The 16,373-nt window shown below is 67.1% G+C and carries 18 protein-coding genes and 1 pseudogene; 8 read left to right on the top strand and 11 right to left on the bottom strand.

Annotated elements, in window-relative coordinates; translation table 11 throughout:
* Positions 1–127: 127 nt before the first annotated feature.
* A pseudogene (locus KYX69_RS19350) lies at positions 128–265 on the bottom strand (quinone oxidoreductase); the annotation flags it as partial.
* 89 nt (positions 266–354) lie between these two features.
* Between KYX69_RS19350 and KYX69_RS19345 the strand changes: the two are divergent.
* Positions 355–1,779, top strand: a complete 1,425-nt coding sequence (locus KYX69_RS19345; RefSeq protein WP_300500445.1) for an aldehyde dehydrogenase family protein — start codon at positions 355–357, stop codon at positions 1,777–1,779.
* Between the two features lie 139 nt (positions 1,780–1,918).
* On the opposite strand, the gene KYX69_RS19340 is transcribed toward KYX69_RS19345, so the two are convergent.
* The 3 genes from KYX69_RS19340 to KYX69_RS19330 all read right to left on the bottom strand — a co-directional run bounded on the left by KYX69_RS19340 (position 1,919) and on the right by KYX69_RS19330 (position 4,402).
* Positions 1,919–2,287 (bottom strand): zf-TFIIB domain-containing protein, encoded by a 369-nt coding sequence (locus KYX69_RS19340; protein WP_300500442.1) that lies wholly within the window; start codon positions 2,285–2,287, stop codon positions 1,919–1,921.
* A gap of 56 nt (positions 2,288–2,343) precedes the next feature.
* Positions 2,344–4,116 carry an SLC13 family permease gene (locus tag KYX69_RS19335; protein ID WP_300500439.1) on the bottom strand — a complete coding sequence of 591 codons (1,773 nt, stop codon included), beginning with the start codon at positions 4,114–4,116 and terminating at the stop codon, positions 2,344–2,346.
* 73 nt (positions 4,117–4,189) lie between these two features.
* Positions 4,190–4,402: a hypothetical protein gene (locus tag KYX69_RS19330; protein WP_300500436.1), complete on the bottom strand. Its 213-nt coding sequence runs from the start codon at positions 4,400–4,402 to the stop codon at positions 4,190–4,192.
* A gap of 178 nt (positions 4,403–4,580) precedes the next feature.
* Between KYX69_RS19330 and KYX69_RS19325 the strand changes: the two genes are divergently transcribed.
* Together KYX69_RS19325 and KYX69_RS19320 are read left to right on the top strand one after the other, a co-directional pair.
* Entirely contained in the window at positions 4,581–4,766 is a 186-nt protein-coding gene (locus tag KYX69_RS19325; RefSeq protein ID WP_300500434.1) for a hypothetical protein, read from the top strand.
* A gap of 38 nt (positions 4,767–4,804) precedes the next feature.
* Positions 4,805–5,590, top strand: coding sequence for an energy transducer TonB (locus KYX69_RS19320; RefSeq protein ID WP_300500431.1), 786 nt, complete (start codon positions 4,805–4,807; stop codon positions 5,588–5,590).
* 10 nt (positions 5,591–5,600) lie between these two features.
* Here the strand turns inward: KYX69_RS19320 and KYX69_RS19315 are convergent, their stop codons facing one another.
* Positions 5,601–6,221: a S24 family peptidase gene (locus tag KYX69_RS19315; protein ID WP_300500428.1), complete on the bottom strand. Its 621-nt coding sequence runs from the start codon at positions 6,219–6,221 to the stop codon at positions 5,601–5,603.
* 101 nt (positions 6,222–6,322) lie between these two features.
* On the opposite strand from KYX69_RS19315, the gene KYX69_RS19310 reads away from it, so the two are divergent.
* Together KYX69_RS19310 and KYX69_RS19305 are read left to right on the top strand one after the other, a co-directional pair.
* On the top strand, positions 6,323–6,517 hold the full coding sequence (locus KYX69_RS19310) for a hypothetical protein (RefSeq protein WP_300500425.1): 195 nt from the start codon (positions 6,323–6,325) through the stop codon (positions 6,515–6,517).
* Entirely contained in the window at positions 6,514–6,828 is a 315-nt protein-coding gene (locus KYX69_RS19305) for a hypothetical protein (protein ID WP_300500422.1), read from the top strand. Before KYX69_RS19310 ends, KYX69_RS19305 begins: the two co-directional genes overlap by 4 nt.
* A 38-nt stretch (positions 6,829–6,866) precedes the next feature.
* Here the strand turns inward: KYX69_RS19305 and KYX69_RS19300 are convergent, their stop codons facing one another.
* Both KYX69_RS19300 and KYX69_RS19295 read right to left on the bottom strand, forming a co-directional pair.
* Positions 6,867–7,742 (bottom strand): hypothetical protein, encoded by an 876-nt coding sequence (locus KYX69_RS19300; RefSeq protein ID WP_300500419.1) that lies wholly within the window; start codon positions 7,740–7,742, stop codon positions 6,867–6,869.
* An 8-nt stretch (positions 7,743–7,750) separates the two neighbouring features.
* Positions 7,751–8,992, bottom strand: a complete 1,242-nt coding sequence (locus KYX69_RS19295) for a TIGR04063 family PEP-CTERM/XrtA system glycosyltransferase (RefSeq protein WP_300500416.1) — start codon at positions 8,990–8,992, stop codon at positions 7,751–7,753.
* Between the two features lie 65 nt (positions 8,993–9,057).
* Between KYX69_RS19295 and KYX69_RS19290 the strand changes: the two genes are divergently transcribed.
* The 3 genes from KYX69_RS19290 to KYX69_RS19280 all read left to right on the top strand — a co-directional run bounded on the left by KYX69_RS19290 (position 9,058) and on the right by KYX69_RS19280 (position 12,589).
* Positions 9,058–9,204, top strand: coding sequence for a hypothetical protein (locus KYX69_RS19290; protein WP_300500414.1), 147 nt, complete (start codon positions 9,058–9,060; stop codon positions 9,202–9,204).
* The gene (locus KYX69_RS19285) at positions 9,197–10,558 is read left to right on the top strand and encodes a DUF5935 domain-containing protein (RefSeq protein ID WP_300500411.1); all 1,362 of its coding nucleotides are present in this window, start codon (positions 9,197–9,199) and stop codon (positions 10,556–10,558) included. The genes KYX69_RS19290 and KYX69_RS19285 overlap by 8 nt, the downstream gene beginning before the upstream one ends.
* 285 nt (positions 10,559–10,843) lie before the next feature.
* Entirely contained in the window at positions 10,844–12,589 is a 1,746-nt protein-coding gene (locus KYX69_RS19280; RefSeq protein ID WP_300500408.1) for an asparagine synthase C-terminal domain-containing protein, read from the top strand.
* Between the two features lie 174 nt (positions 12,590–12,763).
* Here the strand turns inward: KYX69_RS19280 and KYX69_RS19275 are convergent, their stop codons facing one another.
* From KYX69_RS19275 to KYX69_RS19260, 4 genes are all read right to left on the bottom strand, one after another.
* Complete coding sequence (locus KYX69_RS19275; protein WP_300500406.1) at positions 12,764–13,390, bottom strand: glutathione S-transferase family protein; 627 nt, start codon at positions 13,388–13,390, stop codon at positions 12,764–12,766.
* Positions 13,391–13,603: 213 nt separating this feature from the next.
* On the bottom strand, positions 13,604–14,464 hold the full coding sequence (locus tag KYX69_RS19270; RefSeq protein ID WP_300500403.1) for a dienelactone hydrolase family protein: 861 nt from the start codon (positions 14,462–14,464) through the stop codon (positions 13,604–13,606).
* 45 nt (positions 14,465–14,509) lie between these two features.
* Positions 14,510–15,607 carry an MBL fold metallo-hydrolase gene (locus tag KYX69_RS19265; protein WP_300500401.1) on the bottom strand — a complete coding sequence of 366 codons (1,098 nt, stop codon included), beginning with the start codon at positions 15,605–15,607 and terminating at the stop codon, positions 14,510–14,512.
* An 81-nt stretch (positions 15,608–15,688) separates the two neighbouring features.
* Positions 15,689–16,345, bottom strand: coding sequence for a DUF1013 domain-containing protein (locus KYX69_RS19260; protein ID WP_300500398.1), 657 nt, complete (start codon positions 16,343–16,345; stop codon positions 15,689–15,691).
* Between the last annotated feature and the right edge of the window lie 28 nt (positions 16,346–16,373).

Raw genomic sequence — 16,373 nt, 5'->3', positions numbered from 1 at the left:
ACCGAGAACACGCTGCTCTTTGCCTTCATCGGCCAGGCGGCAGGCCAAGCAGGCATCCTGCTCATCGCCGCCTCTGCTGGCGAACATTGAGCCCCGCCGCCGAAAAGGCGACTACGTCAACGGCCTGATAGGTGTCAATGAAGTTCAGCCCGACCGCTTCATGCCGCACGCGCACCTCGCCGGGTCCGGGCGGGGGCAGATCGACCGCGACCCATTCGATCACCTCCGGCCCGCCGGTCGTCCGGATCGCTGCCTGCCGCACCATCGCCTCATCTCCAGTTTCAGGTTGCAACCAATGCCCCCGCTCGCCACATAAGCCTCCATACCCGAACCTCAAATTTTTCGGAGACCAGGATGCGCAGCTATCTCAAGCACTATATCGGCGGCCAATGGGTCGAAAGCGAGGGCGGCACGCGCCATGAAGTGATCGATCCCGCAACCGAAGCTGCCACCACCGAAATCACTCTGGGGTCGCAGGCCGATGTCGACAAGGCCGTCGCCGCCGCCAAGGCCGCGTTCGAAAGCTTCAGCCGCACCAGCGTCGAGGATCGCCTTGCGCTGATCGAACGCGTCATCGCCGAATACAAGGCGCGCATGGACGACATGGCGCAGGCGATCAGCGCCGAGATGGGCGCGCCGCTCAGCCTTGCCAAGACCGCGCAGGTCGGATCCGGCATCGGCCACCTGATGTCCGCCGCCCGCGCACTCAAGGAGTTCGCGTTCGAGGAAGCGGTCGGCAACAGCCTGGTCGTCCACGAACCGATCGGCGTCGTCGCAATGATCACGCCGTGGAACTGGCCGCTCAACCAGATCGTGTCGAAGGTCGCCCCAGCGCTCGCCGCAGGCTGCACCATGATCCTCAAACCCAGCGAGGAAGCGCCGAGCTGCGCCGCGATCTTTGCCGAGGTGATGGACGCGGCAGGCGTGCCCGCCGGCGTGTTCAACCTCGTCAATGGTGATGGCCCCGGCGTCGGCACCGCGCTGTCGCGCCACAAGGACGTCGACATGGTGAGCTTCACCGGATCGACCCGCGCCGGCATCGCGGTCGCCAAGAATGCCGCCGACACGGTCAAGCGCGTGCATCAGGAACTGGGCGGCAAGTCGCCCTCGCTGATGCTGGAGGGCGCGGATGTCGCGGCTGCGGTGAAGGGCACGTTGTTCAGCGTCCTGCTCAATTCGGGCCAGAGCTGCATCGCCCCCGCCCGCCTGCTCGTCCCCGCCGCGCTGGAGAAGGAAGCCGCCGCTGCCGCCGCCGATGTGATGAAGGCGACGACCTGCGGCAACCCGTCCGAAGAGGGCCGCCATATCGGCCCGGTCGTCAACAAGACCCAGTGGGAAAAGATTCAGGGACTGATCCGCAAGGGGATGGAGGAAGGCGCGACGCTGGAAACCGGCGGCCCCGGCCGTCCCGACGGCATCGACACCGGCTATTTCGTCAAGCCCACCCTCTTCTCCGGCGTGCGCAACGACATGACGATCGCGCGCGAGGAGATCTTTGGCCCGGTCGTCACGATTATCCCCTATGACAGCGAGGACGACGCCGTCCGCATCGCCAACGACACCGATTACGGCCTGTCGGCGGTGGTGTTCGGCAGCCCCGAAGCGGTCAAGCGCGTCGCACCGCGCCTGCGCGCCGGCATGGTCTATATCAATGGCGGCCAGCCCAACCCCGACCTCCCCTTCGGCGGCTACAAGCAGAGCGGCAATGGCCGCGAGCACGGCAAATACGGGCTGGCGGAGTTCATGGAAGTGAAGGCAATGGTCGGCGCGCTGGCGTGACTAAAAGCTCCTCCCCGGAACGGGGAGGGGGACCATCCGAAGGATGGTGGAGGGGGCCCGAGGCAAGGGCATTGCTTCGAGGAGGGCCCCCTCCGTCAGCGCTGCGCGCTGCCACCTCCCCGTTCCGGGGAGGATTTAATCAGTCGAACAGCTCTTCCAGAAAGCTCTTCTTGCGCTTCTGCTTGTAGTAGCGCGGGTCGTGGCCCTGATGGCCGTAACCGCCGCCATAGCCTTGCTGCTGCGGATAACCGCCGCCCGGCTGTGGCCACGGGCTACCCTGTGGCGGCATCGGCGGCTGGGGCGGCATCGGGGGCTGCGGAGCCTGCGGAGCGGCGGGTGCCTCACCGGCGCCGCTACGCTCGATGATCTTGTCGAGCTCGCCGCGATCGAGCCAAATGCCGCGGCATTGCGGGCAGTAATCGATCTCGATCCCCTGCCGGTCGCTCATATGGAGGCCCACCTTGCACACGGGGCACAGCATTCCGGCAACGGCTTCGGGGGTACGCATGATCTCTCCTCTTGTTGGTTCAATGGACAGCTAGGAACGCCTCGCGGCCTGCGCAACTAGGCGACCGGCCAGACCCACAGGATCAGCGGCGTGCCCACCACCAGCACGATTAGCGACAGCGGCGCCCCCAGCCGGGCATAGTCGCTGAACCGGTACCCGCCCGGCCCCATAACCAGCGTGTTGCACTGGTGCCCGATCGGCGTCAGGAAATCGCACCCCGCGCCAACCGCCGTCGCCATCAAGAACGCCTCGGGCCGCAATCCCAGATCGCCCGCGAATGTCGCGGCGATCGGCGCCATCACCAGCACCGTCGCAGCATTGTTGAGGAACGGCGTCACCGCCATCGCCGCCGCCATGATCAGCGCCACGGCACCCCAGGGCGGCAGGCCCGACGCTGTCGCCGACAGCCAGGTGCCGATGATCTCCGTCACACCGGTACTGCGCAGCGTGTCACTGACCGGGATCAGCGCGCCGAGCATGATCAGGATCGGCCACTCCACATGGTCATAGGCTTCGCGCAGCGGGAGCGCGCCGAGCAGGACCACCGCCGCCGCCGCCGCGAAGAAGGCGATCGTCACAGGCACCGCGCCCGTCGCGGTCGCCGCCATCGCCACCGCCAACACCGCAATCGGCAATAGCCCCTTGCGCACGCTGCCCAGCCGCAGCTCGCGCTCGGCCAGCGGCAGCGCGCCCAGCTCGTTCAATGTCCCCGGAAGCGCGCCCAACGGCCCCTGCAGCACGACTACATCGCCCGCGCGGAACACTACGTTCGGCATGCGCCGCACGATCCGCTCCCCCCGCCGCGATACCGCGATCAGGTTGATGCCATAGCGCTGGCGCAGCATCAGCGATCCCGCAGTCCCGCCGACCAGCGGGGATCCGGGCCCAACCACCGCCTCGATCACCCCGATCTCATCGCCCTCGCCCGATTCGGGCGCTTCGCTGGTGCCGACGAAATCGAGCCGGTCGCGCGCAATCGCCCGCTCCAGGCTGTCCGGCGTGCCGCCCAGGATCAGGATATCGCCCTCGCGCAGCAGCATATCGGGCCACGGCGTCGCGCGCACGCCGTTGCGCAGGAACATGGTGATCGCGACCTCATGGTCGTGCCGCTCCAGGAAATCGGCCACCCGCTCGTCCTTCGCCGCCGATTGCTCGACGATCTTGGCCTCGGTCGCATAGTCATGGATGTCGAGCGCTTCGCCCATCGTCGGCGCGGCGCGGCGGTCCGCCGGCAACAGGCGATAGCCGAAGCGCAGGAAGATCAGCCCGACCAGCGTCAGCCCCAGTCCGACCGGCGCGTAATCGAACATGCCGAACGGCTGCCCGGTCATCTCCTCGCGCACGCGGCTGACGATGATGTTGGGCGAGGTGCCGATCAGCGTGATCAGCCCGCCGAGCAGCGAGGCAAACGCCATCGGCATCAGGAACACGCTGGGCGAGCTGTTCGATTTCTTCGCCATCTGGAACGCGGCCGGCATCATCATCGCCAGCGCGCCGATATTCTTGACCAGTGCCGAACCGAAGCCAACGCTGGCGGACAGCAACAGCAATTGCGAGCGCACCCGCGTCACCCGTTTCTGCAACAGGCGCATCAGCTGCTCGATCACGCCCGACCGCTGCACCGCGCCCGACAGCACCAGCGCCGACCCGACGATGATCACGATGTCGTCGGAAAAGCCCGAAAACGCATTCTCCGGCGCGACAATGCCTGCCGCCACTGCCGCCAGCAGCGCCATGACCGCGACCACATCATAGCGAAAGCGCCCCCACAGGAAGAGCGCCATCATGCCCACGAGCACGGCAATCGACAGGATTTGCGGTAACGTCATCTGGCCCCCATCCGCACATAACGCGACTGGAACGACCGGGTTGCGTCACCTCGCCATGTTGGCGACCATTATCTCAATGGACCGTGCCCACGGCGCGGTTGACGCTCATCAGCACGATCAACCGCTCGATCTGGCGCCAGCGGCAGAAATTGATGTGGTTGCCCAGGTCGCGGAACTTGTCCGCGCGCGCCGCCGCCTCCAGCCCCGCATCGGCGCCGAAAGCGCGGATCAGGTCCGCAGCGTCGAACACATGGGCACGGTCGGCGAGATAGGGGATGGGCGACATCGATAATCCTTGCACAGTCTCGCGCGCCTGCACGCACCGCGCGTGCCAGCTTGCGCGGAATCGCACCGCACCGCGGGATGCGAGGGTAAATTGCTGGAAACCATAGGGGTTTTGCGCGTGCCACGCGTGCCGCGACGGGACAGTGGCGTCCCGGCACGGGACGTGGCATGGCGGGCGCATGAACCGCTCCTCCAAACCCGCCCCGATTGCCGGCGGCGCGCTCCTCGCTTTGTCGCTGGTCGTCGGCACCGTCGTCGGGGTGCGTCAGGGCCAGCCCTCGATCGGCTTCCTCGCCGGGCTCGGCATCGGCATCGCGCTGCTCATCATCGTCGCACTGATCGACCGGGTGCGCGCCAGCCGCTGAGACTTGCGGGCGCCGGCACGGCGTGCAACGCTGTAAAAATGCTCGATTTACTGATGCTTGCCGCTGCAGCCGGCGCTGCCGCACCCGCCCAAAGCCCCGCGCTCCCCGCCATCGGCAAATGGACGGTCGACTGGGGCGACACCAACTGCATCGCGCTGCGCAACTATGGCGATGCGAGCAAGCCGGTCACCGTCGGGTTGAAACCGTCGATCAACGGCGACGTCATCCGCCTGATGATCTCGCGCAAGGGGCCATATCAAAGCCCAGCGCATTTCGACGTGACGGTCGGCGACGTGAAGACCACCGCGCTCGCGTTCACCCCAAAAGGCTCGGGCGCCGAGATCTTCTGGATCAACATTCCGCGCGCCGATTTCGACCGCGTCGCCAGCGGCGCGATGCTGGCGATCAAGGGCCGTGGGCTGAATCTGGCCGTCTCGACCCAGGGCTTCCCGGCGGCGATCACCGCGATGAACCAGTGCAACGAAGACCTGCGCGCCGAGTGGAACGCGGACGAAGCGGGGAAGGCACGGATCGTCACCCGGCCTATCGCGCTTGTCTCGCCCGTGCGACTCGTCAAGCCGGCCGATTATCCCGATCAGGCCATGCGCGAAGGGCGCGAAGGGGCAACCAGCGTTTCGCTGCTGATCGACGAAACGGGCGCGATCAAGGACTGCGTGGTCGAACAGGACAGCGGCGTGGCCACGATCGATGCCCAGACCTGTCTGATGATCCAGCAGCGCGGCAAATTCTCCGCCGCCAAGGATAAGGACGGCAAGCCGATCAAGAGCCGCCTCTTCTATCGCTTTCGCTGGGAAAACGACTGAACCCGCGCGCTTACACCAGTGCGCGATGCATCCACACCACGCGGCCGACGATCTCGATCGCGCGGGCGGGCACGATCTCGCGCCCGTAATCGGGATTGTCGCTCGCCAGCTCGATCTCGCTGCCCATCACGCGCAGCCGCTTGACCGCCAGCAATCCGTCGCGGCGGAACACATGGATCGCCGCGCGCGGCCCCGGCACCCGCCGCGCACCATCGACCAGGATCTCGTCGCCATCGCATAGGGTCGGCTCCATCGACGCGCCCTCCACCCGGATCGTCGACGCCATGTCCGCGCGCACCCCCAGCCGCCGCAATAATGCCGGGTCGAGCAGCAGCGGGCTTGTCCGCTCGCTCTCGACCACCCGGCCGCGCCCCGCCGCCGCCCCGGCATCGACCCGCGCCACTGCCACCAATCCCTCGACCAGCGGCCCGCCCAGCGCCGCGTCGCTCAAGCCCAGATAGCGCGCCAGCCGCCGCCGATCGCCCTCAGCCAGAACCCGCGGGCTGCCGCGCGTCACGAACTGCTGGAGATACGCCGCGTTGCGCCCGATCAGCCGCGACAGCTCCGCCAGCGACGCCCCCCGCGCCGCCGCCGCCTGCGCCAATGCGCGCCGCTGCTCATCCGATTCCATGCTTCATCCATAGTCGCAGGATTTTTCCTAGACAAGTTGGAAATGAGAACATCTAAAGAACATATGAGTCGGGGAGCGGCCCCGCGAGTCGAGGAAGGGCAATGGCAATTTTGGGAAGGATCGAGCGGTATCTGCGGCAAACCGGCATGCCGCGCACCAAATTCGGGCGGCTGGCGGTCAACGATCCGCGGCTGGTGGACGATTTGCGCAAGGGCCGCGACCCCGGCCCGGAGCTGTGCGCGCGGATCGAGGCGCAACTCGCGCGCCCCGCGCCGACGCCGGAGGCAGGCCGATGAGCTGCGGTCCCGATGCCGGCGTGCTACTCGAACGCGCTTTGCCCCGCCATGCCGCACAACGCGGCATCGATCTGTCGATCGTCTCGGCGGGCTGGACCCGCTGGGCCAGCGCGACCTTCACCGGCGCGCGCCACGATCTGCTCCTGACCGCTACCCCTTCCCCGGCGCTGGACGCCTGGATCGCCGACCTGCCCGAGGCGGAGTTTGCGCTGCGCGGCCATCTGGTCGCGGACCTGACCGTCGAATCGCGCACCCGCGTCGGCGACCGCGTAGAGCTCAAGATCGGTGTGCTGACGGTGGAGGAGCGGTGACTTCACTTCCCCTCCCTTTCAGGGAGGGGTAGCAAAACCTATGCCCGCATCGCCATCCGGCGCAGTTCGGACAGCGTGTCCTCAAGCTTGCGCTTGGGATCGGGAGCCGGCTCTGGCGGGGGTGGTGCGAACTTGGTCAGCCCACGCTCAAGCCGGTCGAGCAACGCCTGCACGCTCGCCTCGGTCTGCGGGGCGGTGATCGGCGCTGCCACTTCCGGCTCGGGCGCAACCACAGGCTCCGGCGTCGGCCGCACCGGCGGGGTCAGCTCGAACGTCTCGAACCGCTCACCATCGTCAAAGATCGGCGCACGCGCGGCACGGCGGCGCAGCGGGCGCACCGGGGGCGGGGGCGCCATCGGCACCGCGGGAATGGCATAGGGATCGAACGCCGCGAGTGGCTGATCGAAATCGGCGGGCAGCTCCTGCACTTCAGGCAGCGGCGCATGGATCGGCCGCCCCTCGGACGGCGGCCCCATCGCGATCACCGGCTCTTCAGGCAGCGCCGCATCGGACAGGTCGAGAATATCGGCCACGCTGACCTCCGGCTCCACCGCCGGGACCGGATCGAGTGCGGGCATGTCGAGGTCGCTGGCCCGCAACGGCACCCGCGGGCGCGCGTCGGGATGCGCATCGGCGCGACGCACGGTCGGGCGCGCCTCACCCGCCGCGTCAGGTGCGCGCGAATCGAGCCATGCGATCAGCGCCGACAGCCCCATCCACGCGATCAGCGCGATCAGTCCGCCCGTGAACAGTCCAATGCACAGCCGCGCCGTCGTCCCCAGCGGCGGCTCAGCCGCTGGTACGAACGCCGCAATCCCGCTGGCGAGCACCATGTCCTCAAGCAGCGCGCCGGGCAGCACCAGGCTCGCCAGCACCGCGCACGCGCCTGCACCACCGGCAAGCGCAAGCGCCACATTGGGGGTCAGACGTTGAACGAGGGCGTACGCAACCATTTGGATTCCCGTGATCGGGCGTCGATCAATCTTTGGTAAACAGGTTCGTAGCGTGAAATGTTTGACGACCAGTTACGCTCGCGCTCGACCCATTGCCGCGCCCGCATTTTTTGCGCGTCCCAGCCGGAGCGATCAGCGAACACCTCCGCCACCGCATGCGCCAGCGCCGCCGGATCGTCGGGCGGGAACAATGTCCCCGTGTCTCCATGCCGGATCAGCTCGCGATGCCCGCCGACATCGGACGCTGCGACCAGCCGGTGCTGCGCCATCGCCTCGATCGGCTTCAATGGCGTCACCAGATCGGTCAGCCGCATATGTTTGCGCGGATAGACCAGCAAATCGATCAGCGAGTAATAACGCTCGACCTGCTCATGCGGCACGCGCCCGACGAAATGGATCGCGTGCGCCGCGCTCGACGCCGCCGCCTGCGCGCGCAGTGCCTGTTCCATCGGTCCGCCGCCGACCATCACCAGCCGCGCCTTGGGCCGCTGTGCCAGCAAGGCCGGCATCGCCGCGATCAGATCGTCCAGCCCCTCATAATCGTAGAAGCTGCCGATGAACCCGATCGTGTCGGCCCCCTCCAGCCCCAGCTGCGCCGCGAGCGCCGCGTCGCGCGGTACCGGATCGCCGAACAGGTGCAGGTCGACGCCATTGGGCGACACCATGATCTTGCCCGCATCGATCCCGCGCGCGATCAGGTCGCGCTTCAGCCCTTCACAGATCACCGCCACCGCATCCACGCGCCGCGCCGCCCAGGTCTCAAGCCCGCGGATCGCGCGATATTTTGCGGACCCCTCGGTCCCGGTCCCGTTGCCGACCGCCGCATCCTCCCAGAAGGCGCGGATCTCGTAGAGCAAAGGCAAGCCATAGCGCTTCGCCGCACGCATCGCCGCCAGCGGATCGATCACCGGCGAGTGTGCATGCAGGATGTCCGGCCGAAACCGCTCGACCACCTCCCCGATCCGCCGCGCGAACGAAGCGATCTCCGCCAGTTCGCCGACGACCGGCGGCAATCGGCGCATCTGCTTCGTGCGATGAAAATCGATCCCGTCGAGCGTCTCGAACGGCGCATCCCCGGTATGGTACCGCGGCCCGGTCACCCCCGCGACGGTCCAGCCGCGCTCCATCTGCGCCTTCAGGATCGCGCGCGTGCGAAAGGTATAGCCGCTGTGCAACGGCAGCGAATGGTCGAGGACGTGCAGGATCCGCATGGCCAGTCCTTGCCACGCGATCACTTAACGGCCCGTCAACCGGAAGCGGCTATCCCCGCATCACGATGATCGACACGCTTGTTCTCGCGCTGACCCACGGGCTGTTGCTCGTCGTCGCCTGGCGTCTGGTGAACAGCCCGGCGGTCGATGACGACAGTGCGGATGGCAAGCCGCTTCCGCCCAAGCGCGGCTGGAAACGCCCCGGTGCGTGATCTCGCCTTCATCGCATTTCTGGGAGCCATCTTCGCGCTCGGCCTGCGTCGGCCGTTCCTGTTCGTGCTCGCCTATGTCTATATCGACATCGTTTCGCCCCAGCGGATGAGCTATTTCCTGCTCAACGCCTTCCCGATTTCGGCGATGGCGGTGGGGTTCGCGGTGCTGTCCTGGGCCGCGATGGACGACAAGCGCGACATGCGCGTTGCCCCGCGACAGGGGCTGATGCTCGCTCTGCTCGGCTGGTGCTACTACACCACGATCAACGCCGATTTCCCGATCGACGCGGTGTATAAGTGGGACTGGGTGTGGAAGGCGCTGGCCTTCGCGATCTTCCTTCCCCTCACGTTGCGCACACGCCTGAGGATCGAGGCGCTGTTGCTGTTCATGCTGCTCTCGGTCGCGACGATCATCATCGCGGGCGGGGTCAAGACTGCGCTGGGCGGCGGCGGCTATGGCCAGCTCAAGCTGATCGTCGACAATAATAGCGGCCTGTTCGAAGGCAGCATCATCTCAGCCGTGTCGATCTGCCTGATCCCGCTGATCCTGTGGTTCACCAAATACGGCACGATCTTCCCGCCCGACTGGCGCGTGAAGGCGTTCGGCTATGCCCTGATCTTCGCCTGCCTGCTGATGCCGGTGGGGACTCAGGCGCGCACCGGCCTCTTGTGCATCGGCCTGCTCGCGGTGCTGATGCTGCGCGACGTCAAGCGGCGCATCCTCTACATCGCGGGTGCGGGCTTCCTCGCCGTCGCGTCGGTCCCGTTCCTCCCCGCCAGCTTTACCGAGCGGATGGGGACCATCTCGACCTATCAGTCCGACGCCAGCGCCTCGACCCGGATCGAGGTGTGGAAATGGACCTGGGAATACGTCAAGACCCACCCGCTGGGCGGCGGTTTCGAAGCCTATCGCCAGAACGAGATCAAGTACGACAAGATCGAAATTATCGGCGAAGGCGCCAGCCGCACCGTCGTGCGCACGCCCGAAATCGACAAGTCGCGCGCCTATCACTCGGCCTTTTTCGAGATGCTCGGCGAACAGGGCTGGCCGGGCTTCATCCTGTGGCTGATGATCCATCTGGGCGGTATTTTGCGCATGGAGGTGCTGCGCCGCCGCTATCGCGACGTACCCCCGGACAAGGCGTGGATCGCCCCGCTCGCCACCGCGCTTCAGCATGGGCATATCATCTATCTGTTCGGGTCGCTGTTCGTTGGCATCGCGCTCAACCCGTTCGTCTATATGCTGGTCGGCGCGCAGATCGGCCTCGACACCTATCTCGCGCGCAAGCGGGCCGAGGAAGGCATCCGTCCGATGGGCAAGAAGCGCGTTTCCCCCGCGCCTGCGGCGGCGTGATCGGTTAAGGGTCTCAACTCAAGTGGAACGGGGATCGAGATTGCCAAAGCAGGGCCACCGGCCAGGAGCGCAGCGCAGTCGCGTAGCAGAGCTACGCGCAAGCAAGCGACGCCGTCCGGTGGCCCTGCTTTGGCAACCGCGTAGCGGCGGGCGCCTTTTGGCGCATGGCATCGTCACTCGTCGGTCACGATGCCTCTGCATCGCTCCCTCCTCGCTCCTCGCCCTGCGCCAAAATCCGCTCCGTCTCGACCCCGTTCCACTTGAGTTGAGGCCCTAAGCGCGACCATGGCCAGCCTGTTTCTTATCCGGAACGATGACCCACGCTTCGCCGAAGCGGCGCTGGGCGAGGCGCGCGCGGTGCTGGGCGAACAGGGCTTTCCCGAGCCCACCGAGCTTGCCCTCCCCGGCTGGACCTTGCTCCACGCCGGGCACATCATCGCGGGGCCGACATCCCTGCTCCAGCGCGGCGACGACCTTGTGGCGATCGCGGGGACGCTGGTGGCGGACGGCAAGATGGGCGAAGCCGCGCTTGCCGCATTGCTGGCGATGGACCCGCTGGCGCTCGACTGGGACCGGCTCGGCGGACAGTTCGTCGCGCTCGTCCGCCGCAATGGCCAAAACTTCCTGTTCGGCGACTATTTCTCCGCGTTCCAGCTGTTCCACGACACCGGCGACCGCGTCTTCGCCACGACCTTCCTCGCCGCCGCGCGCGCGCTCCCGCGCCTGAGCTTCGACGCGCAGGGCGTGTATGAACTCGCGTTCAACGTCATGCCGGTCGGCGACGACACGGTGTTCGAACAGCTCAAGACCCTGTCGCCCAACAGCGTGGTCGAACTGACCGCGACCGGCACCGTCCGCCACAGCATCGCCAAGCCCTTGCCCGCCGCGCCGAGTCACAACGCGCTGCCCGACCGCATTGCCCGCCACCGCGACCGCCTGCTCGCCATCGTCGGCGCGCATGTCGATGCGCTGGACGGCCATGTCCGCGCGCCATTGTCGGGCGGGCTCGACTCGCGCCTCGTCCTCGCTGCGTTGCGCGCGCGGGGCTGCGACCCACATCTCTATGTCTATGGCGTTCCGGGCGACGAGGATGTCGTGATCGCCCAGCACATCGGCGCCGAACTCGGCTTCCCGATCGAATGGCTCGACAAGGAAGACGGCGTCGTCCCGCCCGACGCCTTCCCGGATTTGGTCGCGCGCAATTTCCACCAGTTCGACGGGCTGCCGACCTTCGGCAATATTTTCGACAACGGCACCAACGGCGCGGCTCAGCTTGCCCGCCACGCCGATGGTGCGCTCGCCGTGTCGGGTGGGTGCGGTGAGATTTACCGCAACTTCTTCTACCTTCCCGATCGCCGCTTCACCGCGCACGACATCGCGCAGACCTTCTTCGCGCGCTTCACTCCCGCCGACGCCACCGACCGCTTCGATCCGCGCGGCTTCATCGACGCGATCGCGGGCAAGATCGCCGCATCGCTCGCCCCGCCCGACGCGACCGGCAAGCTCGCCCGCAACCGCGTCGAGCAAATCTACCCGCGCATCCGCTGCCGCGCCTTGTTCGGGCGCGAGATCAGTCTCGAGGCGCGGTTCAGCCCATACCTCATGCCCTTCCTCGACCATCGCGTCGTGGCAGAGGCGATGACGCTGCCCATGCCGCTCAAATATGCCGGGCGGTTCGAGGCAGCGTTGCTCAACGCGATCGACCCGGTCCTCGCCGCCCAGCCATCGGCCTATGGCCACGACTTTACCGGCCCGCCCAATCTCGCCCACCGCCGCACCGAATGGCTCACCCGCATCCGCCCGGTCTGGCTGCGCCGCCACACTTACGCGCTGCGCCGCCGCCTCGGCGCGATGGGCGACGAGCATGGCGGCACGCTCACCCCCGATTACATGAGCCGGGTGATCGACCTCGATTTCCCCGCGATGCGCCGCTTCTTCAACCCATCCGCGATCAACGACAGCGCCGTGTGGCGCCGCATCGCCAATCTCGAATATCTCGCGGCAAAGCTGGGTTCGCGGGTAGTGGGGTGACCAATTCCTCCCCCAGCTTGCTGGGGGAGGTGGCAGCGCGCAGCGCTGACGGAGGGGCCGCCTTCGGAGAGGGCGGAAACGGTTCGGCAAAACTCTGCCCTCTGCGGGGCAGCCCCTCCACCACCCGCTGCGCGGGCGGTCCCCCTCCCCCAGCAAGCTGGGGGAGGAATTGGATCACCCCGCCGCCGGTGCCGGCATCAGCGCATCGTCCAGCGCATTGGCCCGCTGCGCCGCCTCACGCGCCTGCACCCGCTCAACGAACGCCGCGAAGGAGTCGCGCTTCGGGATCGACCCAAACTGCAATCCCCAGCCCAGATGCGCACCAACATAGAGATCCGCCGCCGTAAAATGATCCGCCGCCAGCCAGCCGTCACCCGCTGCGCGCACCGCTGCCTCCAGCGCGTCGATCGTGCGGTCGTAATTGCCGAAGCCGACCATCCCCTGCTTCTGCGGATCGTCGCCGACCTCCCAGCCCATCGACCGGCTCGTCACCGCCTGCTCCAGCGGTCCGGCGGCAAAGAACAACCAGCGATAATAGGCCCCGCGCGCATCCACCGGCGGGGCGAGCCTGGCTGCAGGAAACGCGTCGGCCAGATAGGCACAGATCGCAGCGCACTCGGTCACCACCACGCCGTCATGGATGATCGTCGGCACCTTCCCCATCGCGTTTACCGCCAGAAATTCGGGCGAACGGGGGCCGTAATCGATGACCACCGTGTCATACTCGGCCCCCGCTTCCTCGAGTGCCCAGCGCGCGATCCGTCCGCGCGACATCGGGTTGGTATAGAGCGTGATCGCCATCGTTATCCCTCCGAGTCGATTGAGAACAAAATAGGAACGAGTTCGAGCCGTCGGTCAAGCGCAAAGTAATCCTCCCCCGCCAGGGGGAGGTGGCACGCGCAGCGTGACGGAGGGGGCGGAAGGGTAGCCGCTCAAAAGGAGAGGACACAGCGGCCCTCCCCCTCCGCCGCCTCCGGCGACACCTCCCCCTGGCGGGGGAGGATCAGTCGCGCCTCACAGCCCCTTGAACGTCTCCAGCAACCGCGCCCACGCCTTCTCCGCCTGCACCTGATCATAGACCTGGCTGTCCGGCGGGCACCATCCGTGCATCGCCGGATACACCTCGATCTCCGCCGCCAGCCCGGCATCGGCAAACGCCTTGCGCACCAATTCCTTCTCGCCCGGATTGCGCTTGTCGTCATTTTCCGCGACCGCGACCAGGAACCGTGCCTTCATCTTGGGCACCAGCAGGTTGGGGCTGTCCGGCTTGTCGGTGGCCAGGCCCCCGCCATGGAACGACCCGCCGGCCTTGACCCGGTCGGGCAGCGCGGCGGCGGTGCGCATCGTGAACGGCCCGCCCATGCAGTAACCGGTGGTGCCGACCCCGCGCTTCTTGTCCACCGCGCGTTGCCCGTCGAGCCAGGCCACCGCCGCAGTCGCGTCGCGCACCACCGCATCGGGGGTCAGCAGCGCGCGCCACGGCCCGATCTTCTCGCGCACGCTCGGCGTCGCATAGCTTTCGCCCGGCTGCAGGAACCGCCCCTTCACCGACCGGTAGAACGGATTGATCGTCAGCACCGCAAAGCCCGATTGCGCCAGCCGCTCGCCCATCTGGCGGAAAGCGGGGCGCAGGCCCATCACGTCGGGCCACACCAGCACCGCCGGGTGCCTGCCCTTGTTCGGCGCGGCATAATAGCCATCGGCGGTCCCGTCGGGGGTCTTGAACGTCACATCGGTCGACTGGATGCCCATCGCATTGGCCGGGGTCGGCAACAACGCCATCAGCCCCGCCGCGCCCGCCGCCGCGCCAAATTCACGCCGGCTCATGCCCTTGATCAGCTGTTCATTATCCGCGTTGGTCAGATCGTCGCACATCGCATCGCTCTCCAGAATCAGGCCACCCGGCGATGCGACGCTAGCCTAACCCGTTTTTCTATACCACCACACGCCGTCGCGCACCGCACGCACCGCCCGCCCCTCGACCTCCAGCCGGCGCAGATGCGCCAGCGTCTCGCCGGTGGCGAGGCCCAGCATGTCGCCGGTGATCGTCCTCCGGAACATGCGCCCGAAACAATCGACCGCGCGGCGCGGCTCGACCAGATGCTCGGCGAGAATATCCAGCCGCTTGCGATGCTCGTCGCGCAGCGCCGCCAGTCGCACATGCAACCCGGTAAACGGCGCGCCATGCGCCGGGAGCACCAGCAGATCGTCGGGCAGTTCCAGTAATTTCTCGATCGACGCCAGCCATTCGCCCAGCGGATCCGCCTCGGGCTCGCTCACGCCGAGCGAGACGTTGGAACTGATCCGCGGCAGCACCTGATCCCCCGCGATCAGCACGCCTTCGGCCTCGTTCCACAGGCACGCATGTTCCGGACAATGCCCCGATCCGACCACGACCCGCCAGGTCGCATCGCCAATCGCAATCTCCTCGCCATCGACGATCCGGCGATAGCCCAGCGGCATCGGCGCAACCATCCGGCGAAACTGGCCATAGCCCTTGGCGGCCGCCACCGCGATCTGGTCGTCGTCCCATCCGGCCGCGCGCCAGAAGGCGATCTGCTCGTCCGGCACCACGTCGCGCACATCGGCGGTCAACAGCCGCCCCATCAGCCACTCGCCGCGCGTCATCCACAGCGGCGCATCGAACTTGCGCCCGAGCCATCCGGCGAGGCCAATATGGTCGGGATGAAAATGCGTGCAGATCACGCGATGCGGCGCCGCCGACGCCAGCGGCTCCGCGTCGAACAGCGCACGCCATGCCTCCACCGACGGATCGACGTTCAATCCGGTATCGACGACGGTCGTCGCCGCACCATCGGCGACCAGCCAGCAATTGATATGATCGAGCGGCCCGGCCATCGGGATGCGCACCCAATGCACGCCGCGCGCGACCGCAATCGCCTCTCCCACCGCTGGCGTGCGCTCGCCCAGCGGATAGGTCAGCCCGCGATGACTGGTCGCGACGAAGCTCTCGTCCTGGGTCAGCGAGATGTCGGGGGAGATCGCCGGTTCAGCCATACCCGAAACAGTGACGGCGCGGAACCCGCTTGTCGAGTCCACGCGCCGTCACAATACCGTAAAAACGAAAAAGCAGCCGGATCAGCTCTTGAACAGCGTATCCCGGTCATATTCGACGCCCGGCGTCGTATCCCGCGACGCCGCCTCACGCTCGGCGCGCAGCTGTTCGAGCAGCGCCTCGCGGTCGCCCTCCAGCCGCGTGTCGACCGGGGCTTCGATACCCGCTGCCTTCGCCGCCTTGGCCACCGCCGCGTCCAGCTCGCGCTGGCTGGTCAGGCCCAACGTCACCGGATCCTTCGGCACGATGTTGGCGATGTTCCAGTGCGAACGGTCGCGGATCGCGGCGATGGTGGTGCGGGTGGTGCCGATCAGCTTGCCGATCGCGCCGTCCGAAATCTCGGGGTGGTTGCGGATGATCCACGCAATACCGTCGGGCTTGTCCTGCCGCTTGCTGACCGGGGTGTAGCGCGGTCCCTTGGTGCGGCGGACCTGCTCCGGGCCCTTGCTCATCTTCAGGCGGTAATCGGGGTCGTTCTGCCCCTTCTCGATTTCCTCGAGCGTCAGTTCGTGCGCACGGACGGGATCGCGACCGGTCAGCTTGGTCGATGCGGTGTCGTCCGCGATCGCCTGCACCTCCAGAATGTGCAGCCCACAAAAATCGGCGATCTGCTCGAAGCTGAGCGCGGTATTGTCGACCAGCCAGGAAGCGGTCGCATGCGGCATGAGCGGCTGGGCCACGTCAAAGTCTCCAGAAACAATAAGGGCC

The sequence above is a fragment of the Sphingomonas sp. genome, from assembly GCF_030145815.1.
Classification (GTDB): domain Bacteria; phylum Pseudomonadota; class Alphaproteobacteria; order Sphingomonadales; family Sphingomonadaceae; genus Sphingomonas.
The sequence above is the reverse complement of the archived record's forward strand: the minus strand, read 5'-3'. Positions and strand labels throughout refer to the sequence as shown.